Genomic DNA, 24,578 nt, shown 5'->3' on the forward strand with positions numbered 1-24,578 from the left:
AGTAGGCTAGCCGATGACCTGCAGGTCTTTGCCGGGTTTGAAGCGTACGGCTTTTCCTGGAGTGATGCTGACCTCGGCGCCGGTGCGCGGATTGCGTCCGATTCCGGTCTTGCGGGGACGCACGTTGAAGACGCCAAAACCGCGCAGTTCAATGCGGTCTCCCGTGGCAAGCGCCTGTTTCATTGCTTCGAAGATCGTGTCCACCGCAGCTTCGGCCTTGGTTCGGGGAAGACCTGTGCGATCCACAATCCGCTGAATAAGATCCTGCTTGATCACCTGGGATTGCCCTCGCAACAAAGAAATTCAGAAAAAGGCCTTTGTGACAACGCCTTCTTTCCTGTGCTGATGGTAGAAAGCGTTGAAAAGATTGTCAACGCGCATACAGTCCCGTAAGATTGCCTTTTCCGGCACCATTTAATGCGCTGCCTGGTATCTGTCCCAAGGAGATTCACCCCAGACATGTCCATCAAGAGCGACCGCTGGATTCGGCAGCAGGCCATCGAACACGGAATGATCCGCCCCTTCAGCGAAAAGCAGGTCCGCGAGGGTGTCATCTCCTATGGACTGTCGTCTTACGGCTACGATCTGCGGGTCTCCGACGAATTCAAGATCTTCACCAATGTCAATTCGGCCATCATCGACCCGAAGAACTTCGATGAGCGCTCCTTTGTCACCGTTCAGGCGGACTCCGTCATCGTTCCGCCAAACTCCTTCGCTCTGGCACGTTCAATCGAGTACTTCAAGATTCCTCGGGATGTGCTCACTATCTGCGTTGGAAAGTCCACCTATGCTCGTTGCGGCATCATCGTCAATGTGACGCCCTTTGAGCCGGAATGGGAGGGTTTTGTGACCCTCGAAATCTCGAATACAACCCCTCTGCCGGCGCGTGTCTACGCCAACGAGGGCCTTTGCCAGATCCTTTTCTTCCAGTCGGACGAAATCTGCGAAGTCAGTTATGCCGACCGTGGAGGGAAATACCAGAACCAGCAGGGCATCGTCCTGCCGAAGCTCTAAATCAACGTTCTTTTTCTTTATCCCAGGCATTGCACGGTATATCCGGTCGTGCCCGCAGTAATTCGCTGAGCAAGCTCCTGCGTAACTTTAGCCCAAGCGTCCCTGTTGTCCATCCCAGGCGCAGCACAGCCCCTTTCGTGCCGCGCCCGCAGCACCTGTTGAGTAAAAATCTGCGGAAAATATGGCAAAAGAGTCCACGAACCACCCTTTCCGTCTGGGGCTGATGGCGACGGACCCGGTGCGCCTGGCCGGGCTTGAAGCAATCTTCGAGCAATCGAATATCGAGGTGGTACCGATCACCGTTCCGGGAAGCTTCCGGGAAAGCGATCTCTCCATCCTCATCATCGATTCGCAGGCGACCGAGCACCTGCTGGTGCTGCTGGCATCGCTGACACGCACCCACCCGGGGATTCGGATCGTTGTCCTGGGCCAGCATAACGACCCGGAATATATCCAGAAGGTCATCGGAGCCGGGGCTCGCGGCTACCTGGCCTATTCTGCCTCCGAACGTGACTTCCAGATGGCGATCGATGCCGTCCGCGACGGTTCCGTATGGGCGCCGCGCAAGGTGCTCGCAAACCTGATCAGCCATCCCTCGGGCGGCCGGCCGTCCTCAGATCCGCCGGAATTCACTCCGCGAGAGGTTCAGGTTCTCGAGTTGCTGACCGCAGGCCGGTCCAACCGCGAGATTGGCCTCTCTTTGCAGATTGACGAGTCAACCGTCAAAGCGCACGTCGGACGGCTGATGAGGAAGGTAGGGGTTGCGAACCGTATCTCCTTGACTATGTATGCGATGCAGCATCTCTTTCCCATCTCTGGACGGAAGAAATAGGTAACTTTTTCCTATTTACTTATCAGTAAACTTTTTTAGCACTTACGTCGACAGACCTCCGTACTGTTGCGCACACATGCGTAACCACGCACAGTAATCCAAGCAACACAGACCTGGGAGAAGCGGGGCTGACGGATACGGCACAAACCGGGTACGCAGCCCCCATTTTTTTGTCCCTTCATTTCCCCGTACAACTTCTGATTTCCCCCGTCCATCCATTCAATTAGACGAGGCGCATTCGCGCCCGAAAGGACGAACCAATGAAAAAGCTTGCAGCAGCACTGTGTGGGACGGTCATGACTCTGGCGCCGCTGGCACACGCCGCGGACACCTCAAAGGAAGTTGAGCGTTTGCAGTCGGCCGAGGGCGTGCTGACAGAGATCATGGCGACGCCGGATAAGTCGATTCCGCAGAGCATTCTTGCCAGCGCGTACTGCGTGACGGTGATTCCTTCGTACAAGAAGGCTGCCTTTGTTGTAGGCGGACAGTATGGCCAGGGCGTTACCACCTGCCGCACCGGCCATGGCTGGTCGGCTCCGGTCTTCGTCAAACTGACTGGCGGAAGCTTTGGCTTCCAGATCGGCGGACAGGCCACGGACCTGGTCATCATCGCCATGAACCAGAAGGGCATGCAGGACATGCTGAAGAATAAGTTCAAGATTGGTGGCGACGCTGCCGCTTCCGCCGGTCCGGTGGGCCGCAATGCACAGGCCGGTACGGACTGGAAGCTGAACGCCGAACTGCTGACCTACTCCCGTTCGAAGGGCCTGTTCGCGGGCATCGATCTGGAGGGTGCATGGTTTGAGCAGAACGATACCGACACCCGCGACTTCTACGGTTCGGCCATTCCGTTCGAGACCATCCTGAAGGGCAACACCCCGGCCCCGTCGGCGGCTCAGCCCTTTGTACGCACCGTAGCCAAGTACTTCGTAACCTCAAAGGCCGCTCAGTAACCCGTCCTCTTTCAGGAAAAAGGCCGCCCTTTCGGCGGCCTTTTCTTTTTGCGAAACAAAACAGCATGACTATGATGGAACATCCTCACCCATGAGCCTGCCTCTGTCTTCCTCTGAGATCGACGAGAAACTCCAGCTACTGCTGGAAGCAGGGCAACGGCTGTCGACCGTCAACGAGGTCGAGGCGCTTCTGCAGACGGCGGTCGATGCGGGATGTGCTCTCAGCGGAGCGCAGACGGGGCTGCTTTTCTATTCCCCGCCTTCGGGAGGTGCCCCGCTCTGCGTCACCTCCGGCACAGCTCCTGCCGTAGAGGCTTTGCCAGCCTTCCAGATTCCCCAACAGGTTCTCCGTCTGGACGGCGGAGCATTTCTCTCAGAGCCATCCTGGATCCCGCCACAGCTCCTCTCAAAAAACTTCCGCAGCTATCTGGCGGTTCCCTTCCGGTCCTCGCCCGAGGCGGGAGCGGGCGTCTTTTTTTATGGCAGCGAACAGAATGAGGCATTCTCTGACCAGATGGAGACCTGCCTGGTCTCGCTTGCCGCGCAAACGGCAAGCGCACTGGAGATGGCACGGCTCCGCCGGCAACTCCAGGGACGGGAGAGCGAGGAAAATGCCCATGCCAGGCACCTGAGCGAACTGGCGGCAATTGTAGCCAGCTCCGAGGACCCGATCCTCAGCAAAAGCCTGGATGGCGTCATCACCAGTTGGAATGCTGCAGCAAGCCGCGTCCTGGGCTACACCGCGGAGGAGATCGTCGGCCAGTCCATCCTGCAGCTCATCCCTCCGGAACTGCATACCGACGAGGCCATCATCCAGAGCAAGATCCGGAACGGGGAGCGGCTGGAGCACTTCGAGACGGTCCGCTTGACGAAGAATGGAGATCGTATCGATGTTTCGCTCTCGGTCTCTCCTCTCAAGGACGAGACGGGAAGAATCGTCGGCGCCTCCAAGATTCTGCGCGACATCACGGCACGTAAGCGGATGGAACAGTCCCTGCTTCAGGCTGAAAAAATCGCCGCCACCGGGCGCATGGCAGCCACCATCGCGCATGAGATCAACAACCCCCTGGAGTCGGTCATCAACCTGCTGTACCTGCTGCGGCCCATGATCGTGGACCCGGACGGCATCGGATATCTGGATACGGCCGAGTTGGAGCTGGCGCGCGTCTCCCATATCGCCAAGCAGACCCTGGGCTTTTACCGCGAGCACGCCTCGGCGAAGCCGGTCTCCGTGGCGGAACTGATGCAACATGCCCTGCGCGTCTACGAGCCCCGCTGCCAGGCATTCTGGATCAAGGTTGAGCAGCACATTACGTCCGAGCGGAAGCCGGTTTTGCGGCAGGGCGAGATGCTGCAGGTCATCTCAAACCTGATCACCAACTCGATCTACGCCATGCCAAACGGCGGTACCCTGCGCGTCTCCGTCAAGGACACCCCGGAGCCCGGCGATGGCGTGATTTTCAGCATTGAGGACACCGGGACCGGCATTGCTCCGGAGAACCTGGAGCGCATCTTCGAGGCATTTTTCACCACGCGCAGCACCATTGGCACCGGCATCGGCCTGTTCATCTCCCGGCAGTTTGTGGAAGGCCACGGGGGCCGGATCAGCGTGACCAGCAGCACGGACAAGGACGCCCACGGAACATGCTTCGAGGTCTTTCTGCCACTCAGCCCTCCGTCTGAGGCATAGGCCGGTAGCGCGCCCCGTCTTCCCCATCTAAACTGTTGCTTTGGCAGCAGACACGCTCAAACCCGTTACCTTCCGTCACCGGCTGGAGTTCGCCCTGCTCTGGGTGATGGTCTCCAGCCTGCGCATTCTTCCGCGCTCCCTGGCGCGCATGGTCGGAGCCGGCATCGGCGCTATAGCTTTCCACCTGCTGGGCCGGCTGCGCAAGACCGGCATGCGAAACCTTGAAATAGCCTTCCCGGCCATGCCCTCAGCCGAGCGTGATGGCATCCTGCGGTCGTTGTACCGCCACCTCGGCTGGCAGATGGCTGAGTTCTGCCAGATGCCCGGCTACACGTCCGAGTATGCCAGCACCTTTATCCGTTACGAGGGCCTGAACAACTACCTGGACGCCCGCGACAAGGGCCGGGGCGTGCTGGTCATTACCGGCCACCTGGGCGCGTGGGAGCTTTCCAGTTACTTCCACTCGCTGCGGGGCTTCCCCATGGCCATGGTCATCCGGCGGCTGGATAACCCGCTGGTCGACAGCTTTGTGAACGGCATTCGCTGCCTGCACGGCAACCGCGTCGTCCATAAGGACGACTCCGCGCGCGGCCTGCTGCGGGCCATGCATCAGGGCCAGACGGTCGGCATCCTGATGGACACCAACATGACGCCGCCGCAGGGCGTCTTTGTTCCCTACTTCGGCACACTGGCCTGCACCGGCGCCGGCCTGGCGCGCGTGGCTCTGAAGACCAACGCCGCCGTGGTGCCGGGCTTCCTGCTCTGGAACGATGCCGAGAAGAAATACGTGCTGCACTTCGGCCCGGAGGTCGAGCTGGTACGCACCGGCGATGATGAGCTGGACGCCATCGCCAACACCGCCCGTTTTACCGCCGAGATTGAGCGCTATGTGCGTGAGTATCCTGACCAGTGGCTATGGGTCCACCGCCGCTGGAAGACCCGCCCTGAGGGTGAAGCCAAGCTCTACTAGCCCCCTCCCGTCAACGCCTCTCCTTAGGCCTGGATCGCCCGACGATCCAGGAAGTGGAACTGGACCAGAAAAGGCTCCACTGAGGGACTCTACAAAGGCACCAAGACAAAGTAAGTTGGTGGACAGAGGAAGTCGACATGTTTGACCTGTCACAACTTGCGGAAAAGATTACGGCCTCCGGCTGCCCCACATTTGCCTCGGCGGAGGAGGGTCCGGGAGAGATCCGGCGTGTCTCCGCGATCTTCAGCGCCACCCCCAATGCCGTGGTCTTCGCCAGCGATGAAAAGACGCTGGACACCGCCCTGCGCTCCGCAGCGGGAGCCATTCTTACCCGGCCCACGCTGGCCAACAACATTACAGACCCCCGCATTCTGCTGACGAAAGACCCCCGGTTGGCGTTTGCCTACGCGGCACGGCATCTCTCCGCACCAGTGCAGGCCGGGATTCATCCCACGGCGATCGTCCACGAGTCGGTCATCCTTGGCGCACGGGTCAGCATCGGCGCCTATGCGATCCTGGAGGCCCGCGTCACCCTGGGGGACGACTGCGTGATCGCACCCCGTGTCACCATCCATGCGGACACAACACTGGGCGCGCGCTGCATGATCCAGAGCGGCGCCGTGCTCGGCTCGCTGGGCTTCGGCTATGCGCGCTCTTCCTCCGGGAGCTATACGCTGTTTCCGCAACAGGGCACGCTCACGCTGGAGGACGATGTCGAGGTCGGCGCCAACACCACCATCGACCGCGGAGCTCTGGAAGAAACACGCATCGGCAGCGGCACGAAGATCGACAACCTGGTCCACATTGGCCACAACTGCCGCATCGGAAAGAACGTCGTCATTGCGGCGCAGACCGGCATCTCAGGCAGCTCCGTGATCGAGGACGGTGCCATTCTCGGTGGACAGGTCGGCATTGGCGAGAAGGCTACCGTCGGACCCAACGTCATTCTTGGCGGAGGAGCCGGCGTGCTCTCCAACAAGAAGCTGCATGGGCCCGGCCAGGTCTTCTGGGGACGGCCTGCGCAGCCATTGAAGCAGTATCTTCGCGACCTGGCGAAGCTGCGCAAGGATTAGCCATGCTGGTGGTCGTCGGCGGACACACGCGCAACATCGGCAAGACCTCCGCCGTCTGCGAGCTGATCCGCAGCTTCCCCGCCCAGGACTGGACAGCGGTCAAGATCACGCAGTACGGGCATAGCGTTTGCTCCGCCAACGGCGAGCCCTGCGACTGCCAGACCGCGGACCACACGCTTGCCCTGAGCGAAGAACGGAACGCAGAGACCGGCACCGACACCAGCCGCTACCTGGCAGCAGGAGCAGCACGGTCGCTCTGGCTGCGCACACGGCAGGGCCAGTTGGCCGAGGCCATGCCCCGCCTGCGTATGGAGCTGGCAAAGGCCGCCAACAATGTCCTGGAATCGAACTCCGTGATCCGCCTGCTCCGCCCGGACCTCTATCTTGCCGTGCTGTCACCCGGGGTCGTTGACTTCAAGCCCTCGGCGCAATATGTTCTGGATCGCGCCGATGCCTTTCTGCTGACAGAGCCTCTGCAGGAGCCGGCTTGGCAGGGCATCTCGCAGAGGCTGGTGCTCAGCAAGCCACACTTTGCCTACACGGCGGGCGAGCCATACTCCGCGGAGCTGCTGGCATGGCTGGCTTCGCGGTTAAACACAGAAGCGCCGCCCGAGGGCAGCGCTTCCGGACAAAGACTCAGTCTGCTCTAGTTGTCGAAGTTGGTCAGAGCGTCCATGAACGCAACATCCAGAACTGTTCCCTGGATGGTGATCTGGCTGTTGTTGATCTCGGAACCATCGGCGGTGTTGAAGGCGTGAATCTGGCCGCCATACGCGGTATACATCTTGTGCAGGCTCTGCACCCAGCACAAGCCGGTCAGGTCGCCGTAGTAGTACTGGTTGTAATCCTGGTTGGGATACTTCACCGTCGTTCCGGCGTTCTTATTCACCGAGGGCACAATCTGCACCGTGTTGGCGGAGCGGTCAAAGCGCGTCAGGCAGTTGTAATTGGCAGCCTGGGTCGCATTGCCGAGCGAGGACTGGTACGCACGCTCGCCGGTAGCGCACTTCTGCGAACCGATCCACAGCGTATTGTCGTCGCCAAAGAGCATCTTGGTGTGCGAACCGTCCGAGATGGAGTATTTGCCCGTCACCGTCTTCGTCGTCAGGTCGATGGTGGACAGGTTTCCTGTCCAGTAACCGTCTGAGAGCAGCTGCTGCCCGCTGAGGTAGAGCGTAGAGCCCCCCACCAGGGCAGCGGTCACGCCTCCGGGCACCGGCACCGTCTGGGCCACGTAGTTCGGCTCCGGAGTAACCGTGGGAATGTTGTAGATGGTCAGGTTCGAGAGGTTCAGGAAGCTGACGCTGGCGGTGGTTCCGCCGCACTCCGCACCGCAGTTCAGCACATAACCCTGGCTGCCGTCATTGGAGAAGTACACCCCCGTGGGGCGGTCAAACGATCCGGAGACCTGCACGATGCAGTAGGCCGGCAGCTGGTAGGGCTGGCAGTCCACCGCGCCCGGAGGCGCCGCCTGGTTGCTGTTCAGCTTCACCAGGCGGTAGATCGAGTCGCTGTTGCGGCGTGTAGCCAGCACCACCGTATTGCCCTGATTGACGAAGACACGGTTCACGTTCGGCAGGTTGAAGGAGTAGCTGGTCTGCGTGGAGCCGCGGATGACCATCTGCAGCTGACCTGCTGCCTCCTGCGCGGAGTAAACCGTCGACAGATCGGTAGAAACCTTGATGCCATCGGGCACCGAGGACAGGTTCGAGAGTGTTGCGGCCGCGCCGCTGCTCTGCTCCGTGCCATAGTTGATGGCCGCCAGGGAACCGTCGCCCTGTGAGTAGACAAAACCGGTAACCTGCTCCGGCAGATTCAGGATCGGGCTCGGCGAGGTGCCGGAGTACCCCTGAATGCTGTACGTGGAGTTCGCATCGAAAATATTGTTGCGAAGATCACGCTGCGCGTCCAGAATCTGCAGGCCGCCGCTGATCGTGCTGGAATAGGACGCCAGAACGCGATACGCAAACTTGCTCGGCGGAATCGGACGTCCGGCGTAGGTGTACTGCGGGAACTTGTAGTAGCGAACACCACAGGCGCTCAGCACCAGGGCCACAGCGGTCAGGGCTGCAAATACATACAACTTACGCTTCATCAAAGTAACGGACTCCAGCCCACCGCCCGGCGGTAGCAAACTGCGGTGAAAAACCGCCTGAACTTTTCCCCTAAGTATAAAGCAAGCGCCTACCCCCTTGCCCTATTCCCGCTACACTGGTACTTGCCTATCTGTCATGGTCGAATCGTCGGAATCCCTGCTCGAAACTCTGCTCGCCCCGGGCCGCACTGTTCTATGTGACGGAGCCATGGGCACGATGTTGTACGCCCGCGGCGTGTTTATCAACCGCTGCTACGACGAACTGAACATCTCCCAGCCGGAACTGATCCGCTCCATCCACGAGGAGTACCTCCAGGCGGGCGCGGAGATGATTGAAACCAATACCTTTGGAGCCAACGCCATCCGCCTGGCGCGCTACGGACTGGCTGACAAGGTGTCGGAGATCAACCACGCCGGCGTCAGCCTGGCCCGCAAGGCCGCCCTGCAGTCCGAGGAAAAAACCGCCACCCGCGCCTATGTTGCCGGAGCCATTGGCCCCCTCGGAGCACGCCTTGCCCCCAACGGCACCGTAACCGCGCAGCAGGCCCACGACGCATTTGCGGAACAAATTGCAGCCCTGGCCGCCGCGGGAGCCGATCTGCTGATCGCCGAGACCTTTCCCTCGGTCGCCGAGGCCGAAATCGTCATCCGCGCCGCCAAGGACCTTGCACCGCACCTGCCGCTGATCGTCATGGTGACCGTGGACGACAACGGCAACACGCTGGATGGCACCACAGCCGAAGAGACCGCCACCCGTCTGACCATTGCCGGCGCCAGCGCCGTAGGCTGCAACTGCAGCTCCGGACCCCACGCCGTACTGGACGTCATCGAGCGCATGCGCGCCGTGACCCACCTGCCGCTGGCCGCCATGCCCAACGCCGGGCTTCCCCGCGCCGTGGATGGCCGCAATATCTACCTGACCTCACCCGAGTACATGGCGAGCTTTGCCCGCAAGTTCGCAAAGGCTGGAGCTGTCTTCATCGGCGGCTGCTGCGGCACCACGCCCATCCATATCAAGGCCATGCGCTCTGCCCTGCGTGCGATTGACGCCCAGCTGACGGCAAAAGCCGGGGTCACCGACGCCGCACTGGTTCCCGTGCAGCCGCCCGCCTTTGCCGAACGTTCGAAACTGGCCCGTCTGATTGCCGAAAAACAGTTCGTCAATATGGTGGAGATCGTTCCACCGCTTGGCATCAACTGCAAAAAAGAGCTGGATGGCGCACAGACGCTTGCGAACCTGGGCGTTCACGTCATCAACGTGCCGGACTCGCCGCGCGCTTCGGCCCGCATGTCCGCGCAGTCGCTCTGCGTGCAGATCCAGACGAAGATCGGCATTGAAACGCTGATCCATGTCACCTGCCGCGACCGCAACCTGCTGGCCCTGCAGTCGGACATGCTGGGCGCATCGTCCATCGGCCTGAAGAATGTCCTCTGCCTGACCGGAGATCCACCGAAGCTGGGCAATTATCCGGACGCAACGGCGGTCTTCGACGTCGACGCGATCGGCCTGGTGAACATCGTCCGCAACCTGAACCATGGGCTGGACCTGGGCAAGAACCCTATCGGCGAATCGACCGGCTTTGCCATCGGCGTCGCCGCCAACCCCGGCGTCGCGGACGTGGACAATGAAATCCGCCGTTTTGAACTGAAGGTCGCCGCCGGCGCCGAGTACGCCATCACGCAGCCGGTCTTTGACCTGCGCCTGCTGGAGACCTTCCTGCGCCGCGTGGAGCAGTTCCGCATCCCGGTGATTGCCGGTATCTGGCCGCTAACCTCGCAGCGCAACGCTGAGTTTATGAAAAACGACCTGAAGGTCGCCGTACCGGACGAGATCATGCTTCGCATGCACAAGGCCGGAGAGGTGAGCGCCGACCACGCCCGCGCCGAAGGCATCAAAATCGCGCAGGAGATGCTGGCCCACGCCCGACCGCAGGTTGAGGGAGTGCAGGTCTCCGCGCCCTTTGGGAAATACGCCGCAGCCGCCAAGGTGCTGGAGTCCCTGCTGTAATTCGCCAGGGCTGGGCTTCAGCCGCGCCCTTGGGCGGTCGATACAATTAGGCTTTAGCCCCTGACGGTTTGCTTTGGATACCTCAGCGGCTAAAGCCGTCTCCTCACGGAGCAGCAACGGCATGGTTGAAGCCATGCCCTGATGGGAAGAATCATGCCGACATTTGAAGAAAATCTGAAATCGCTGGAATCGGTCGTCGAGCAACTGGAGCGCGGCGACCTGCCGCTGGAAGACTCGGTCAAGCTCTTCGAGCAGGGCATGTCGCTCTCCGCCGCCTGCAAGCAGGACCTGGAAGCCGCCGAAGGCAAGCTGCAGGTGTTGATGAAGCAGCAGAACGGCAAGCTGGAAGCGAAGGATTTGAGCCTGGAGTAAAGAGCAATTTGTCATCTTGAGCGAAGCGAAGGATCTGCTGTTTTTGCAGAATCTCTACCTCCTCCACCTTGCACCCCATGCCTTACACCCCTGAAACTATCTGCATGCCAACCCAGGACGAGCTCAAACTTCAGGCCGCGCAGCGCGCACTCGACTTCATCGAACCCGGAATGGTGGTCGGACTCGGTTCCGGCTCCACGGCGACTCTGTTCATTAAGCTGTTGGGCGAGAAGGTCAAACAAGGTCTCAAGATTCGCGGGATTGCCTCTTCCGAAGACTCCGCCAAACTGGGCGCGGAGTTGGGCATCCCGATCATCGGCTTTGACAAGGCCACCGAGACCGATGTGACCGTCGACGGTGCTGACGAAGTTGCTCCCGGTCTGGCGCTGATCAAGGGTGGCGGCGGCAAACTGCTACGGGAAAAGATCGTCGCCTCAGCCTCGAAGAAGTTCATCATCGTCGCCGACGCCAGCAAGATCGTCCAGAAGCTGGGCAAGTTCAAGCTGCCGGTCGAGGTCATTCCCATGGCCGAGCCGCTGGTCACGGAGCGCCTGCGCGCGCTTGGCTATCCCAGCAGCATCCGCCAGGCAAAGGGCGGCAGCGGCAACTACATCACCGACGAGGGCAACCTGATTCTGGACTGCGACCCGATGCAGGTCGCAGACCCCGAGGTGCTGGCCGCCGAACTGGATGGCATGGTCGGCGTGGTGGAGCACGGCCTGTTCCTGGATATGGCGGACCTGGCGCTGGTTGCCGGTGCGGATTCGGTAGTGGAATACACGCCGGAGACGAAGTTCTAAAGAAACATCTGTCATCCCGACCGGAGCGTGGAACGACGAAAATTTCCGCTGCTCTGCGAGTATGATCGGTGCGACTCCTCCGTGAGGGGAAACGATGGCGCGAATCTTTCCTGAACGGCTCCACACTGGTTTTCTGCGAAATCGTCTGCTCCTTGTTCTCCTCTTTCTGGCGGGGGCAGCCTCGCTCTGGGCGCACCCCGCGCCCGGGAATCCGGCCCCTCCGTTGGAATCTCTGAAGCTGTTGCAAGCGCCAAAAGGAGCGACGGCCGGCTGGAAAAGCCTTAAGGGGAAGGTCGTGGTGCTGGAGTTCTGGGCCACATGGTGTTCCCCATGTGTGGCAAGCCTTCCGCATTTCAACCAGCTTGTGGCATCGCTCGATCCGAAGAAGTTTCAGTTTCTCTCCATTGATGATGAAGAGCTGAAACCCATTCAGACATTTCTATCCAAGAAGAAGATGTCCGGATGGGTAGGCGTCGACTCTTCCGGCAAGGTGTTCGAGCAGTATGGCGTCAATGCAAGACCGACAACCATCATCGTGGATGGGAACGGGAAAGTTGCTGCCGTCACACAGATCGAATCCGTCAGTACGGCCGATCTGCAAGCCGTGGCCGAAGGCAAGCATGTAGCCTTCAAGCCTGCGGTGGAGATTATCGAATCAAGCAGCGCCTCCGTCGCAGGCTCCGCGGTGCGGCCTTTGTTTGCGGTCTCGGTCAATCAGGCTGCTCCCGACGCAAGGTACTCCCAGGTCAATCACCCGCCTACGGGAACCGACTTCCTTGGCAATGATGCCGACGGCCTGCTCGCTACCGCCTTCAACGTATTCGAAAACCGATATGTTCTGAAGAGCCCACTGGCGGATGGGCGTTACGATCTCCACGTAAACTTCGTCGACGTGCCCGATGCCGTCAGCACTTCGGCGATACAGCAGGCCGTTCTTGCAGCGCTGCATCTACGGATCGAACCCCGGACCATGACGAAGCCAGCGTATATCCTCCGCACCACGAATGCCAGCAAACGACTGCTTAGCCCGTCGGCATCGACCCACGCCATGAAACGAGGCTACTGGCACCGCAACTTCATTCTGATGAACGGAACGATGAACGACCTGGCCTATGTACTGGCTACCGGGCTCGAGACCCCAGTTCTGAATGAGACTGGCATCAACGGCACCTTTGACGCACGCTTCAAAGTCGCTGCAGACGATGTAGACAGCCTGAATGCCACCCTCAAAGAAACTCTCGGTCTGGAACTTATTCCCGGATCACAGGAAATGCCGATCACGGTGTTTGAGGTAAGCCCGCAGATGGCGAGTACCCCTCTCGCATCAACACAGGTACAGCAGACCAGCCGATAAAGTCTCCTGATTCGTAAACGAATCAGGAGACCTGTCAGGTTTTGCTACGCTACTCGTCCCACCACCGGAGTTCCCTCCAGCAGCGGCTTCAGGGTGACGTGCCAGATGACTCCGGCGTCGTCCTTCAGCACTTCCAGCACCGGCACCTCCAGCTTTGCCCCGCTGCGTGCCGTTGCTTCCAGAACACCGGTTGCCCCCGGCGCGAACTCCGTCTGGCTCAGCGCAATCTGCCAGACGGACTGCCTTCCCTGCCGCGATGCTTCGCGGATCTCTGTAATCTCTGCGTCGAACATCAGCCCTTCAACATGCTCCTGAGTGCTTCTACTTCCGTTTTGCTGCCGATGGCCAGCGCCGTGCGCTGGTGAATGCCCTCGGGCTGGATATCGAGAATGCGGTCGGTGCCGTTGGTCGCCGCTCCGCCTGCCTGTTCGGCGATAAAGGCCAGCGGATTGGCCTCGTACATCAGGCGCAGTTTGCCCAGCGGAGTCTTTTCCGTCGGCGGATAGAAGAAGATGCCGCCCTTCAACAGCGTGCGGTGGAAGTCCGCCACCAGCGAGCCGATATAGCGCGAGCCATGCTTTGGACCGATTTTGCCCGACCGCATGTCATGCACAAACTGGGTATACACCGGCGCCGACTCTTCCAGGTACGCCTCGTTGACCGAGTAGTAGGGTCCGGCCTCGGGCATCTTCATGTTCTCCCAGCTCAGCACAAAGGCGCCGATGGTGGGGTCCAGCGTAAAGCCGTGCACGCCGCTGCCGGTGGTGTACACCAGGATGGTCGAAGGCCCGTACAGCACATAGCCCGCCGCTACCTGTTTAGAACCCGGCTGTAGCACGGAGCTATTGACGTCGCCCCACTGCGGCCGCTTGAAGACCGAAAAGATGGTGCCGACGTTCACATTCACGTCAATGTTCGAGGAACCATCCAGCGGGTCGAAGACAATGATGTACTTGCCCGTCTCACCGTCGCGGTTGTAGACCACCGGCTCGTCGTCTTCTTCGCTGACCAGCGCGGCCACGCTGTCGCGCAGGCCAAGGCAGTGCTCCATGGCGCGGTTGGCGTACACATCCAGCTTCTGCTGCTGCTCGCCCTGCACGTTGGTGTTGCCGTACGCGCCCAGAATATCCGTCAACCCGGCCGAGCGGATCTTCGCTTCGATCATCTTGCCCGCAAGCGTGATGCCGGAGAGCAGCCAGGAGAAAGTACCCGTTGCGTCTGGGAAGTTGGCCTGCTGTTGCAGAATGTGCTGCTGGACCGTGGTGATCATCGACTGCTGCTTCTGCGTCATGTTTTATTCGTTCCCTTTCTTCCCATGCTATCGCTTGCTTGATTCCAACGTGCCGCTACAATCTCAGTCAATATGAATCGCAGACACTTTCTTCTCTCCACGGCTGGAGTTGCGGCCACAGGTCTCGTCGAAGCTCCGTTATTCGCACAGGCACGCGGTGGTGCGCCGCTGAAGGGTCCCCTGCCGCCTGCGATTGCTGCCCTTACCAACCGCGTTACCGATGTAAAGCCAATCACGCTGGCCGAGCGGGAAGAGCGCGTGACACGCGCCCAGGCGCTGATGGTGAAAAACAGGATGGACGCCATCGCCATCACCGGCGGAACCACGATGACCTACTTCACCGGCATTCGCGGTGGCAACTCCGAGCGCATCTTCTCCTGGGTACTGCCGATCAAAGGCCCCAGCTTCATCATCTGCCCGGTCTTTGAAGAGGACCGCATGCGCGAGCTGATTACCGACGTTCCCGGCGGCGACAAGATCCGCTTCTATGTCTGGAACGAGCACGAGAACCCCTACGAACTGCTGGCCAAGGGCCTGAAGGACCTGGGTCTCTCCACCGGAAGCGTCGGCATTGAAGAACAGATGAAGTTCGCCTACGTGGATGGCTTTGCCAAGGCACTGCCGACCGCAAAGATCGTCAATGCGACCCCGGTAACAGCCGGCGTGCGCGGCGTGAAGACCGCCCATGAGCTGGAGCTGATGAAGCTGGCCAACGACATTACCTGGCATGTGTATGAAGCCGCATGGAAGTCGCTGACGCCTGGTATGACCACCCGCGATGCGTCAGCACTGATCTCCGCTGCCTACCAGAAGTGTGGCGTCAACGGCTTTGCGTCGGTGGAGACAGATGAGTTTTCCGCCCTGCCGCACGGCTCCGTTAAGCCGCAGACGCTGAAGGAAGGCTCGGTCGTCATGATCGACGACGGATGCACGGTCGAAGGCTACCAATCCGACATCACCCGCACCTTTGTGCTGGGCGGCAAGGCCACGGACAAGCAGAAGAAGGTCTTTGAGATTGTGCGCCAGGCACAGGCCGCCGCTTTGGCCGCCGCCAAGCCAGGCGCAGCCTGCGAGGCTGTCGACATTGCCGCCCGCAAGGTAATCAGCGATGCCGGCTTCGGCCCGGACTACAAGTACTTCACCCACCGCCTGGGACACGGCATCGGCATGGACGGCCACGAGTGGCCGTACCTTGTACGCGGCAACAAGCAGCTTCTGGCCGTGGGCAATACCTTCTCCGACGAGCCCGGTGTCTACATCAAGGGTGAGTTCGGCGTCCGTTTGGAAGACGACTGGGTCATGACCGAAAACGGCGGCGTCATGTTTACCCCCACCAGCAAGTCCATCGAAGAGCCCTTCGCCGTTTAGGCTTGAGGTTGTTTTTCCGTCACACCGAGCAGCGGCGCGGCGCATACGCGGTTACGGCCCTCGGCCTTAGCCGCGTAGAGCGCCATGTCCGCCGCAGCCAGCAGCTTGCTGCGGTCCATGCTTTCTATCCCCGTCGCCGTTGCCACACCACAACTCACCGTCGTCCACAAACCAACTTCCGGTTGCGGCACGGGCTGATTGGGTGCGGGTGATCCGGCCATCTTGATCAGCAGGCGCACGCGCTCGGCGACCTTGATGGCGGTGTCCAGATTTGTCGCCGGAAGCAACAACACAAACTCTTCTCCGCCATAGCGAGCGGCAAAGTCATCGCGTCCGCGCAGCGACTGCTGTACCAGTGTGGCCACGCGCTTGATCACTTCATCTCCGTACAGATGCCCTTGCGTGTCATTCACGATTTTGAAGTGGTCGATATCGATCATGACGACAGAGAGCGGCGTACCTTCCGCCGTGGATTGCCGCCACAGTTCCTCAAAATGCCTGTCGAATGCAGCACGGTTCGCCAGCCGGGTCAGGCCGTCCTGGTGCGACAGCATTTCCAGCTCACGGTTTGCCTCGGCCAGTTCAGTCGTCTTGAGCTCATTGCTCTGCTGCAGCAGATACGCAAGCCGCTCTTCGCGCTCCAGGCTGTAGGTGGCCACCAGCACCAGCGCCGCGGAGCAGGCCGTTACCGTACCCAGATGGATCTTGTCGACCAGGTCAAGGGAGGCATTGAATCGCAGGAAGGCCACGGATGTGGCGATACATGCCAGCGTGCAAAACAGCGAATAGAGCCACCGCAGCCGCATGACAACATTGGTGCCCAATAAAATAAGCAGCAACCCTACCTGCAGATTCGCCGTTACAACATCATCGGCATCGCGATAGAGATAAAACATGGTGCCGGCCGCGGCACCCGCCAGCATAATGATGGTTGCTCCCCGGACAATACGCGGCGGATTCGCACGCACTATGCGCGCGGTAAAGAATGCCAGCACGGGAAAGATGACGATCCGCAGGACAAGCGAAGCCATAAAGCGGTTGTGAATGCTGTGATAGTCGCTGAAGATGAACATGGCATTCAGCACCGCCATCAGCAGCATCGCCTGAGACAGACGTTTGGAACGAGCGGGCGAGACATCCGCCTCAAACTGCTTTTCCAGCTCTGCCGGAAATTGCAACCCGACAAATCGGTGCGATCTGAGAGAAACGATCTGCTGCTGCAGAAGATTGCTGAACGAATTGGAAGCAGCCGTTCTCACGTCACTTTTACGGTAGACGTGTAACTTACTGGTTCCTATGACTCTTCAGGGGGATACTCGTTACCTTTGGTATCAGACGGAAAAAGAATCCGGTCAGATCTCCATGGCGTACTGGCTGGAGACATAGCCCGGCGTAAGCGCCTTCGGCTCCGCCGCCAGATCCAGGATCAGCCGTTCCAGCACCAGCCGCTTGTCCGGCGGGCTGGAACGCAGCTCAAGGTCGGCGCGGGCGATCAGTCGCAGGGCCCGCGTCAGTTCGCGACGCGTCTTGTAACGGCGCGCCTGCCGGATCAGGTCATCGGCGGCAAACGGCGGCATGCGGAAGCCCTGCCACAGCGCCTGCCAGATGGCGCGTGAGTCGCGCACATTCTTCTCCAGGATAATCAGCATCTGGCGGAAGGTACGCGCCAGCATATACAGGTGGCCAATGGCCGAATCCTCGCCGCCGTCCGACGCATTCAGCAGCCCGTGCAGCAGAAGCAGTGCCTGCGCGCGGTCATGCCGCGAGATGGCGTCAGTCAATTCGTACAGCGACCGCTGCTTGGCAGCCAGCACCTGCGTCTCCACGTCCCCCAGCGTCACGCGGCCCTTGCCAAGGGTATAGAGCAGCAACTTCTCCACCTCGGACGCGATCAGCATCATGTCCGCTCCAAGCGCGTCCACCAGCTCACGGGCGGCGTCCTGCTCAAAGTTCGTCTGCTGCTGCGTGGCATGCTCCATCACCCAGCGGGCGGCGTCGCCCTCTTCCACGCGGGCCAGTTCCACCACGCCGCACCAGTCGCCCAGCGTCTCGCGGATGCGGTCAAACCGCTCCTTGTCCTGGTAATCCATCTTGCGCAGGTCGGCGGGAATACGCAGGTGATCCGCCACAAACAGGATCAGTGCCTGCGGGTTGGGTGACTTGAAATAGGCATCAATCGCCGCAAACTCGTCCTTTTTGGCGCCGCGCGTGTACAGGTTCTTCAGGTTGCGGATGAAGATCACCTGGAAGGGAGCCATCAGCGACGGCGTTCGCGCAATATCCAGCGCGTCAAAGATCGTCGTCTCGGCCAGGTCCAGATCGTGCAGGCAGAAGTCGCGCAGGTCACCCGGGACAAACTGCTGCAACACGGCCTTGCGGGCGCGCTCCAGCAGAAAAAGCTCGTCGCCGACGAGGACATAGCCGGGCTTCGGATCCGGCGAAGCAATCTCCGCCTGGAACCGGTCAACCGACTGAAAGCTGCGCAAACCTGCCATTCCCTTGATTCTCAATGGCCGGGAGGTGTTAATGCCGGTGGAAATCCGGGGACGAATCCAAAGAAGAACGTTGTTTTTCCCGCGATTGACGCTGTCTGCACAGCAGGTGGTGCAGTTCTGGAAATGCGCGAGGAAAAAGAGGAGGGAGCATTCGCCTTCCCATAGTGTCCACCCACGCAACGCTTGGATGGGTTCTGGAGCGCAGATTTTGCACGGACCGAACCCACCCTAACTGCGTGAGGGTGGGGCACCCGGGTGAGAAACAGTCTTGCGCACAGCCAAACGGTAAAATAGAACGACTACTCAGCATGAAGAACATTGCCATCCTCGGCTCTACCGGCTCTATCGGAACCAGCACCCTGTCCATCTGCGAGAGCTTTCCGGAGCGTTTTCGCCCGGTCTCGCTGGCTGCCGGACGCAACCTGGACGTCGCGCTTGCCCAGTGCCGGCAGTGGCGCCCGCGGCTGGTCTCCATGGCCACCGAGGAGCTGGCCGACCAGCTTACGCAACAGCTCCGCGCCGAGGGCATCACCGGCATCGACGTGCTGCATGGCACCGCCGGAACCATTGCCGTAGCCACGCTGCCCGAGGTCGACTTTGTCGTCTCCGCCATCGTCGGCGTCTCCGGCCTGGAGGCCACCTATGAGGCCGTCCGTGCAGGGAAAGACATCGGCCTGGCCAACAAGGAAGCCCTGGTCGCCGCCGGCGAGCTGATTATCGCCGAGGCCCGCAGAAACAACGTCGCCCTGCTGCCCATCGACTCCGAGCACAACGCCATTCACCAGTGCATGCGCGGCGGCACACCGGCCGAGGTGAAGCAGATCTGGCTCACCGCCTCCGGTGGCCCTTTCCGCAACACCCCGCTGGACCAGTTCGCCTCCATTACCCCGGCACAGGCTCTGAAGCACCCCACCTGGGTGATGGGACAGCGCATCACCATCGACTCCGCCACCATGCTGAACAAGGGATTGGAGATTATCGAGGCCTGCCGTCTCTTCGATCTGCCGCCCAGCAAGGTGCAGGTGACAATTCACCCGCAGTCGACCGTGCATTCGCTGGTGGAGTACGTGGACGGCAGCATCCTGGCGCAGATCTCGGTCACCGACATGCGGTTGCCGATTCTGTATGCCATGGCCTACCCGGAACGTATTCCGTCAGACCTGACCTTTGACATGAAGCTGTTGAGCCAGTTGGACTTCCAGCAGCCCGACTTCGCCCGCTTCCCCTGCCTGCGGTTAGCCTATGAGGCTGCCGAAGCCAGCCCGGCGCACTGCATTGCGTTGAACGCAGCCGACGAGATCGCTGTTGCAGCCTTCCTTGAAGGACGTATTCCCTTCCTGGGAATTCCCCGTACAATTGAATCCGTGCTCCAGCTCACCAAGCCCAGCCATCCCGCGTCCATTCAAGCGGTGCTTTCGGCAGATAATGAGGCCCGGCAGCTTGCACGCGAAGTAGCCCTTGGCCAGGCTGCGACCCACTGAGGACCCTCATAGATTCCCGATGACAACTCTTATTTATTTAGCCATCGTGCTCGGCGTTATGGTGCTGATCCACGAACTGGGTCACTTTCTCGCCGCCAAGTGGTGCGGTGTCCGCGTTGAGACCTTCTCCATCGGCTTCGGCAAGCGCTTGTTCGGTTTCCGCCGCGGCGATACGGACTACCGCGTCTCGGTGCTGCCCTTTGGCGGCTATGTGAAGATGGCGGGCGACAACCCCGGCGAAGAGCCCTCGGGCGATCCCGGCGAGTTCAATGCCCATCCCCGCTGGCAGCGCGTCATCATCGCCCTGGCCGGCCCGGTAGCGAACTTCATCCTCGCTTTTGCCATCATGGTCTTCGTCTTCCACTTCCACAACGAGGTGGACGAGTACATCTCCGGCCCGGCGCGTGTGAACTACGTTGCCAAGGGCTCCCCGGCTGAGGCTGCCGGCCTGCGTGGCGGCGACACCATCGTCCACTTTGACAACTCCGAGAACCCTGACTGGGAGAGCGTTCTGCGCCGTTCCGCGCTGAACATGAACCAGAACGTCGCCCTGAGCTACCTGCGCGACGGCCAGCGCGTGAATACACGGTTCAACGTAAACGTGGGCAAGGCCACCGAGTTCAACGGCGAAGCCATGCAGAGCCTGGGCATGATTCCGACCATGCAGGACTCGCCGATCGAGGTCAACGAGGTGGACGCTGATACCCCGGCCCAGCGCGCCGGTCTGCAGGCCGGCGACAAGATCCTGTCGATCGACGGCCAGCAGCTGCTCTCCGTTCCCGCGCTTCTGGCGTATCTGAATGACCAGTCCGGCAAGACCTCCACGCTGCAGATCCTGCGCAACGGCCAGACCATTACGACGCAGGTAACGCCGGAGATTGGCGACATTGGCAACGGCATCAAGAAGTACCGCCTCGGCTTCCGCTACGCCCAGCCGCCGCTGAAGATCTCGCAGCTCCCCTGGGGCGAGGCTATCGTTCAGTCCGCGCAGGAGAACTGGAAGAACTCGACGATGATTGTCGAGGTACTGAAGCGGATGTTCACCCACCAGGTCTCGGTCAAGAGCCTTTCCGGCCCCATCGGCATCGGCCAGCAGATTGGCGCCGCCGCCCGCGATTCGCTGTGGACCGTCTACCGCCTGATGGCGATGATCTCCATCAACCTGGGCATCTTCAACCTGCTGCCCATCCCGATCCTCGACGGTGGCATGATCCTGATGCTGCTCGTAGAGTCGCTCATTCGCCGCGACCTGAACCAGCAGTTGAAAGAACGTGTCTACCAGGTCGCGTTCGTCTGCCTGCTGCTCTTCGCCGCCATGGTCATCTTCAATGACATCTCCAAGCTGGGCTGGTTCGCGAAGCTGAAGCCGTAGTTGGATGCTGCGATAGTAAAGACAAAAGCCCCGGATCGCTCCGGGGCTTTCCTTTTAACTCACACGTCGCAACGCCTAACTCTCGTAGGTGGCGCGCAGCTCGTCCACAATAACGCGGGCGGCTTCGCGGGCCTGGTCTTCCTGGTCCGGGGGGAAGCTGATGGCGCCGACGCGGGCGTGTCCGCCGCCTCCGTAACGCTCACAGATCGCCGCCAGATTCACCAGCTTGTCCACCGGCACCTTCGTCCACGGATTGGTCCCCACGGCCACCTTGGTGCGGAAGCTCGACTTGCTCAGGCCAATGTTGTACACGCCCTGCGGGAACAGGTAATACGGGATGAACTTGTTGTAGCCCTCGGTGGGCTGGTCGGTGATGTCGAAGGTGATGACGCCCTTCTCGCAGGTCGCGCGCGAGTGGATCAGCTCAATGGCCGCACGGTGCTTGGCCAGCAGCGGCTCCAGCAGTTCGGCAATAAAGGGCTGCTCCAGGATCTGGTCCAGCGGCATCTCCGTCAGCATGGGAATCAGACGCGGGATCAGCGTGTCGTCCGTCGTGGACTCAATCACCATGGTCAGCCGCATGGCGGCTTCCTTCATGCCGACAGCAGACTCCGCGCTCTCGTACTTGGCGCCATCCACGATGTTTGCCCAATAGATCAGGTCCTTCAGGCCGCTGACATCCATGCCGAACTTCGTGCTGGCGATGTGCGCGATGAAGCTGGTGCAGGAGGTGTACGCTGGGTCAAAGAACTGTCGCATTGACTGCGAGCCGTCCTTCTGTCCAGCCTCAAACGCAGCCTGGTCATCCTTCGTCAGGAAGGCCGACTGGTGATGATCGAACCACCAGGTCAGCTTGGGCGAAGGCGAATATTTGAAATCGACGATGGCGTTCTCGTCGCCGGTGAACTCGTCACCGTCAAACAGCGCACCGGCGCGATGCACCAGTCCCTGGTAGCTGTACTCCGTCGCCGTGCCAATGCACTCGCGATGGAAGCGTGTGAACAGCGAAGCCGAGCACGCTCCGTCGAAACATCTGTCGTGATAAAAAACGCGGCAATTCAAAATACTGCGATGACCTCGTGGGGGAGCCGTTTTTACTGCGAAATTCTAAGCATAGTGATCGTGCCGGGGCTGTCAAGCAAGCTGCATGCCGCGGAAGATGATTCCGCGGGTGTGCGTAAAGCCCAGCCGCTCATAAATCGCGATTGCCCGGCTGTTGGCGGCCGAGGCGTGCAGATAGCTCTGGATGCCGGCTTTCCGGTGCTCCGCCATGACATGGCGAACCAGTGTGGCCGCGTAGCCTTTGCCGGTATGGTCAGGATGCGTACACACAGCACTGATCTCTTTCCATCCTGGCAACGAGACGCGCTCACCCGCCATGGCGATCAGTTGTCCCTCGACACGGATGCCGTAGTAGCTGCCCAGCCGCCAGGTCTGGGGCCGGAAGTAGCCGGGGAAGGCAACATCGGTCAGCGCCACCATCTCCTGCGCCTCAGCCTCACCCAGCGGAACGGCCTCCTGACTCCACACAGCTTCCGCCGGATCACCGGCGAAGTGCATCTGCACGCCGGGCAGGTAGACCTGCTCCACCAGCCCATCGACCGTGGCCACCTCGTCGCCGGTGATATAGACAATCTCTCCGGGGGACAACAGGTCGCGGAAGGCCGCCATGCAGGCCGGATCGCGCACCTCCGGCATCCCTCCAAAAGGAATCACAGCTGCCGGGTAGCGGCTTGCCAGCTTTCCACCGATGGCGAGCGGAGCGTTCTCCGTCGCCAGTCCGCTCCAGAAGGGGTTGGTAAAGTCCGGATGGCTCACAGGGTCGTCGACCTCCGCGCCTCGCTCAGGTCCAGTTCGCGTTCGATCCTGCGCAGCACCTCGTCGCCGATGCGGCCATCGTCGCGCAGCCGGATCAGCGCCTGCCGCTCGACCTGGATAGCACCGAGCGAGACCTCGCGGAAGTGCGCCGAGTGAGCGTGTTCGGGATCATCGCTGCCGCACTCCAGAATGGCTTCCAGGCGATGCTCGTACTGGTGCAACACATCGTCGTAGACGTGAACCATCTCCTGGTGTGACCGCGTCTTCTCTTCTTCCAGGAAAGCGATCGCTTCCTCCAGCACCAGTTTGCGGGCTTCGCTTTCTTCGCAGTCCGGGCCACTGCTGTTGCTCAATCCCAGCACCTGGATGAGCTTTGGCAGGGTGAGCCCCTGCAGCACCAGCGTGACGAAGATGACGGAGAAGGTCAGGAAGACGATCAGGTTCTTCTGGGGAATCTCCGCAGGCAAAGACAGCGCCGCGGCCAGCGCCACAACACCGCGCATACCTGTCCAGCCCACCACGAACGAGGACTTGAGCGAAGGGGGAGGAACCTGCTGCTTCAGGACAACGCGTCGCACAAAGTACGCAACCTTGGTTCCTGGGGCAACCCAGATCAGCCGCAGCAGGATCAGCGCGACGGAGAGGATGACGCCGTTCCGCACCAGTTCCAGCACGCCGTAGCCCTTGATGCCTGCCATCACGGTGGGCAGTTGCAGACCGATCAGCACAAAGACCAGGCCGTTGAGAGTGAACTCCAGCGTGTCCCACACGGCATAGGCCTGCATGCGTACCTGCGGTGAGAAGATGCGAGCCGCCTGCTGGCCCAGGTACAGGCCGCAGGCCACCACCGCCAGAACGCCCGAGGCCTTGACCTCTTCGGCTGCAAGATAGGCTCCATACGGAACCACCAGGCCGAGCGCAATCTCGACCGGGCCGTCCTCGATCCAGTGCTCCAGCTTGGTGAACAGGTAGCCGAAGAGCAGGCCAACACCCACGCCGCCGACGACAAGCCAAAGCAGGCGCAGAAGGCCCTCCGACACGGTGGGCACGGAGCCGCTCAGCATCAGATCCAGGCCAAACTCCAGCGCCAGGAGGCCGGTAGCGTCGTTCAACAGGCTTTCGCCTTCCAGAACGTCAACAATGCGGCGTGGCAGACCGAGCTTCTTGGCGATGGCGCTGGCTGCAATCGCATCCGTGGGCGAAACCACTGCTCCCAGAAGGATGCCGGCGCGCCAGTCAAACTCCGCCGGAAGCCAGCGGGCAGCCACAAAGGCCACGCCCACCACCGTAAAGCCCACCAGGCCAACCGCCAGCATCGCGATGCTGGTCAGGTTGTAGCGGAAGTCGCGCCACGAGGTCTGCCACGCCGAGGAGTACAGCAGCGGCGGCAGAAAGACCAGGAAAACGATCTCAGGATTGAGTGGGATGGCCGGAAGGTGCGGGATAAAGCTGAGCAACAGGCCGCCGATGACCAGCACAATAGGATACGGCTTCTGCCACCGCCGGGCCACGCCCGCGATGGAGGCCACGAAGGCCAGCAGAAGCATCAGCACGAGTTCGAGAGAGTGCAGGTTTCCGCCCATCTCTGCAGC

At 60.8% G+C, this 24,578-nt stretch carries 23 protein-coding genes; 14 read left to right on the forward strand and 9 right to left on the reverse strand.

What is annotated here, in order from left to right; translation table 11 throughout:
- Positions 1–6: 6 nt before the first annotated feature.
- Complete coding sequence (locus OHL13_RS10955) at positions 7–276, reverse strand: HU family DNA-binding protein (protein WP_263410166.1); 270 nt, start codon at positions 274–276, stop codon at positions 7–9.
- A gap of 183 nt (positions 277–459) precedes the next feature.
- On the opposite strand from OHL13_RS10955, the gene dcd reads away from it, so the two are divergent.
- The 7 genes from dcd to OHL13_RS10990 all read left to right on the forward strand — a co-directional run bounded on the left by dcd (position 460) and on the right by OHL13_RS10990 (position 7,182).
- On the forward strand, positions 460–1,014 hold the full coding sequence (dcd, locus tag OHL13_RS10960; protein ID WP_263410167.1) for a dCTP deaminase: 555 nt from the start codon (positions 460–462) through the stop codon (positions 1,012–1,014).
- A 181-nt stretch (positions 1,015–1,195) separates the two neighbouring features.
- Entirely contained in the window at positions 1,196–1,846 is a 651-nt protein-coding gene (locus OHL13_RS10965; RefSeq protein ID WP_263410168.1) for a response regulator transcription factor, read from the forward strand.
- Between the two features lie 260 nt (positions 1,847–2,106).
- The gene (locus OHL13_RS10970) at positions 2,107–2,799 is read left to right on the forward strand and encodes a lipid-binding SYLF domain-containing protein (RefSeq protein WP_263410169.1); all 693 of its coding nucleotides are present in this window, start codon (positions 2,107–2,109) and stop codon (positions 2,797–2,799) included.
- Positions 2,800–2,890: 91 nt separating this feature from the next.
- Entirely contained in the window at positions 2,891–4,489 is a 1,599-nt protein-coding gene (locus OHL13_RS10975) for an ATP-binding protein (RefSeq protein WP_263410170.1), read from the forward strand.
- Positions 4,490–4,595: 106 nt separating this feature from the next.
- Positions 4,596–5,459 (forward strand): lysophospholipid acyltransferase family protein, encoded by an 864-nt coding sequence (locus OHL13_RS10980; RefSeq protein WP_263411647.1) that lies wholly within the window; start codon positions 4,596–4,598, stop codon positions 5,457–5,459.
- 137 nt (positions 5,460–5,596) lie between these two features.
- Positions 5,597–6,532: a UDP-3-O-(3-hydroxymyristoyl)glucosamine N-acyltransferase gene (locus OHL13_RS10985; RefSeq protein ID WP_263410171.1), complete on the forward strand. Its 936-nt coding sequence runs from the start codon at positions 5,597–5,599 to the stop codon at positions 6,530–6,532.
- Between the two features lie 2 nt (positions 6,533–6,534).
- Positions 6,535–7,182: a hypothetical protein gene (locus OHL13_RS10990; RefSeq protein ID WP_263410172.1), complete on the forward strand. Its 648-nt coding sequence runs from the start codon at positions 6,535–6,537 to the stop codon at positions 7,180–7,182.
- On the opposite strand, the gene OHL13_RS10995 is transcribed toward OHL13_RS10990, so the two are convergent.
- A complete protein-coding gene (locus OHL13_RS10995; RefSeq protein WP_263410173.1) occupies positions 7,179–8,627 on the reverse strand; it encodes a hypothetical protein in 1,449 nt (482 codons plus the stop codon). The genes OHL13_RS10990 and OHL13_RS10995 overlap by 4 nt on opposite strands.
- 208 nt (positions 8,628–8,835) lie before the next feature.
- Here OHL13_RS10995 and OHL13_RS11000 point away from each other — a divergent pair, with 208 nt between their 5' ends.
- From OHL13_RS11000 to OHL13_RS11015, 4 genes are all read left to right on the forward strand, one after another.
- A complete protein-coding gene (locus OHL13_RS11000) occupies positions 8,836–10,635 on the forward strand; it encodes a bifunctional homocysteine S-methyltransferase/methylenetetrahydrofolate reductase (protein WP_399255620.1) in 1,800 nt (599 codons plus the stop codon).
- Between the two features lie 153 nt (positions 10,636–10,788).
- Positions 10,789–11,007: an exodeoxyribonuclease VII small subunit gene (xseB, locus tag OHL13_RS11005; protein ID WP_263410175.1), complete on the forward strand. Its 219-nt coding sequence runs from the start codon at positions 10,789–10,791 to the stop codon at positions 11,005–11,007.
- 104 nt (positions 11,008–11,111) lie between these two features.
- Positions 11,112–11,807: a ribose-5-phosphate isomerase RpiA gene (rpiA, locus tag OHL13_RS11010; RefSeq protein WP_263410176.1), complete on the forward strand. Its 696-nt coding sequence runs from the start codon at positions 11,112–11,114 to the stop codon at positions 11,805–11,807.
- Positions 11,808–11,901: 94 nt separating this feature from the next.
- A complete protein-coding gene (locus OHL13_RS11015; RefSeq protein WP_263410177.1) occupies positions 11,902–13,161 on the forward strand; it encodes a redoxin domain-containing protein in 1,260 nt (419 codons plus the stop codon).
- A 44-nt stretch (positions 13,162–13,205) separates the two neighbouring features.
- Here the strand turns inward: OHL13_RS11015 and OHL13_RS11020 are convergent, their stop codons facing one another.
- A complete protein-coding gene (locus OHL13_RS11020) occupies positions 13,206–13,454 on the reverse strand; it encodes a hypothetical protein (protein ID WP_263410178.1) in 249 nt (82 codons plus the stop codon).
- Positions 13,454–14,452 (reverse strand): class 1 fructose-bisphosphatase, encoded by a 999-nt coding sequence (gene fbp / locus OHL13_RS11025; RefSeq protein ID WP_263410179.1) that lies wholly within the window; start codon positions 14,450–14,452, stop codon positions 13,454–13,456. The genes OHL13_RS11020 and fbp overlap by 1 nt, the downstream gene beginning before the upstream one ends.
- Before the next feature lie 72 nt (positions 14,453–14,524).
- Here fbp and OHL13_RS11030 point away from each other — a divergent pair, with 72 nt between their 5' ends.
- A complete protein-coding gene (locus tag OHL13_RS11030) occupies positions 14,525–15,820 on the forward strand; it encodes a M24 family metallopeptidase (protein ID WP_263410180.1) in 1,296 nt (431 codons plus the stop codon).
- Here the strand turns inward: OHL13_RS11030 and OHL13_RS11035 are convergent.
- Both OHL13_RS11035 and holA read right to left on the reverse strand, forming a co-directional pair.
- A complete protein-coding gene (locus OHL13_RS11035; RefSeq protein ID WP_263410181.1) occupies positions 15,817–16,998 on the reverse strand; it encodes a GGDEF domain-containing protein in 1,182 nt (393 codons plus the stop codon). The two genes, OHL13_RS11030 and OHL13_RS11035, sit on opposite strands and share 4 nt — an antisense overlap.
- Positions 16,999–17,172: 174 nt before the next feature.
- Positions 17,173–18,315, reverse strand: coding sequence for a DNA polymerase III subunit delta (gene holA, locus OHL13_RS11040; RefSeq protein WP_263410182.1), 1,143 nt, complete (start codon positions 18,313–18,315; stop codon positions 17,173–17,175).
- A gap of 308 nt (positions 18,316–18,623) precedes the next feature.
- On the opposite strand from holA, the gene OHL13_RS11045 reads away from it, so the two are divergent.
- Positions 18,624–19,796 carry a 1-deoxy-D-xylulose-5-phosphate reductoisomerase gene (locus OHL13_RS11045; RefSeq protein WP_263410183.1) on the forward strand — a complete coding sequence of 391 codons (1,173 nt, stop codon included), beginning with the start codon at positions 18,624–18,626 and terminating at the stop codon, positions 19,794–19,796.
- Positions 19,797–19,815: 19 nt separating this feature from the next.
- Positions 19,816–21,168, forward strand: coding sequence for an RIP metalloprotease RseP (rseP, locus tag OHL13_RS11050; protein ID WP_263410184.1), 1,353 nt, complete (start codon positions 19,816–19,818; stop codon positions 21,166–21,168).
- A 75-nt stretch (positions 21,169–21,243) separates the two neighbouring features.
- Here rseP and OHL13_RS11055 read toward each other — a convergent pair whose 3' ends face one another.
- The 3 genes from OHL13_RS11055 to OHL13_RS11065 form a co-directional block, all read right to left on the reverse strand.
- Positions 21,244–22,230, reverse strand: a complete 987-nt coding sequence (locus OHL13_RS11055; protein ID WP_263410185.1) for a DHH family phosphoesterase — start codon at positions 22,228–22,230, stop codon at positions 21,244–21,246.
- A gap of 72 nt (positions 22,231–22,302) precedes the next feature.
- Entirely contained in the window at positions 22,303–22,986 is a 684-nt protein-coding gene (locus tag OHL13_RS11060; RefSeq protein WP_263410186.1) for a GNAT family N-acetyltransferase, read from the reverse strand.
- Positions 22,983–24,569: a Na+/H+ antiporter gene (locus OHL13_RS11065; protein ID WP_263410187.1), complete on the reverse strand. Its 1,587-nt coding sequence runs from the start codon at positions 24,567–24,569 to the stop codon at positions 22,983–22,985. Before OHL13_RS11065 ends, OHL13_RS11060 begins: the two co-directional genes overlap by 4 nt.
- Positions 24,570–24,578: the final 9 nt, after the last annotated feature.

The organism is Terriglobus tenax (assembly GCF_025685395.1).
Classification (GTDB): domain Bacteria; phylum Acidobacteriota; class Terriglobia; order Terriglobales; family Acidobacteriaceae; genus Terriglobus; species Terriglobus tenax.

What these genes read in the sequence shown, in the direction of transcription:
- dcd (WP_263410167.1), top strand. Translation starts at nt 460, where the DNA reads ATGTCCATCAAGAGCGACCGCTGGATTCGGCAGCAGGCCATCGAACAC.
- OHL13_RS10965 (WP_263410168.1), top strand. Translation starts at nt 1,196, where the DNA reads ATGGCAAAAGAGTCCACGAACCACCCTTTCCGTCTGGGGCTGATGGCG.
- OHL13_RS10970 (WP_263410169.1), top strand. Translation starts at nt 2,107, where the DNA reads ATGAAAAAGCTTGCAGCAGCACTGTGTGGGACGGTCATGACTCTGGCG.
- OHL13_RS10975 (WP_263410170.1), top strand. Translation starts at nt 2,891, where the DNA reads ATGAGCCTGCCTCTGTCTTCCTCTGAGATCGACGAGAAACTCCAGCTA.
- OHL13_RS10980 (WP_263411647.1), top strand. Translation starts at nt 4,596, where the DNA reads ATGGTCTCCAGCCTGCGCATTCTTCCGCGCTCCCTGGCGCGCATGGTC.
- OHL13_RS10985 (WP_263410171.1), top strand. Translation starts at nt 5,597, where the DNA reads ATGTTTGACCTGTCACAACTTGCGGAAAAGATTACGGCCTCCGGCTGC.
- OHL13_RS10990 (WP_263410172.1), top strand. Translation starts at nt 6,535, where the DNA reads ATGCTGGTGGTCGTCGGCGGACACACGCGCAACATCGGCAAGACCTCC.
- OHL13_RS10995 (WP_263410173.1), bottom strand. Translation starts at nt 8,627, where the DNA reads ATGAAGCGTAAGTTGTATGTATTTGCAGCCCTGACCGCTGTGGCCCTG.
- OHL13_RS11000 (WP_399255620.1), top strand. Translation starts at nt 8,836, where the DNA reads ATGGGCACGATGTTGTACGCCCGCGGCGTGTTTATCAACCGCTGCTAC.
- xseB (WP_263410175.1), top strand. Translation starts at nt 10,789, where the DNA reads ATGCCGACATTTGAAGAAAATCTGAAATCGCTGGAATCGGTCGTCGAG.
- rpiA (WP_263410176.1), top strand. Translation starts at nt 11,112, where the DNA reads ATGCCAACCCAGGACGAGCTCAAACTTCAGGCCGCGCAGCGCGCACTC.
- OHL13_RS11015 (WP_263410177.1), top strand. Translation starts at nt 11,902, where the DNA reads ATGGCGCGAATCTTTCCTGAACGGCTCCACACTGGTTTTCTGCGAAAT.
- OHL13_RS11020 (WP_263410178.1), bottom strand. Translation starts at nt 13,454, where the DNA reads ATGTTCGACGCAGAGATTACAGAGATCCGCGAAGCATCGCGGCAGGGA.
- fbp (WP_263410179.1), bottom strand. Translation starts at nt 14,452, where the DNA reads ATGACGCAGAAGCAGCAGTCGATGATCACCACGGTCCAGCAGCACATT.
- OHL13_RS11030 (WP_263410180.1), top strand. Translation starts at nt 14,525, where the DNA reads ATGAATCGCAGACACTTTCTTCTCTCCACGGCTGGAGTTGCGGCCACA.
- holA (WP_263410182.1), bottom strand. Translation starts at nt 18,315, where the DNA reads ATGGCAGGTTTGCGCAGCTTTCAGTCGGTTGACCGGTTCCAGGCGGAG.
- OHL13_RS11045 (WP_263410183.1), top strand. Translation starts at nt 18,624, where the DNA reads ATGAAGAACATTGCCATCCTCGGCTCTACCGGCTCTATCGGAACCAGC.
- rseP (WP_263410184.1), top strand. Translation starts at nt 19,816, where the DNA reads ATGACAACTCTTATTTATTTAGCCATCGTGCTCGGCGTTATGGTGCTG.
- OHL13_RS11065 (WP_263410187.1), bottom strand. Translation starts at nt 24,569, where the DNA reads ATGGGCGGAAACCTGCACTCTCTCGAACTCGTGCTGATGCTTCTGCTG.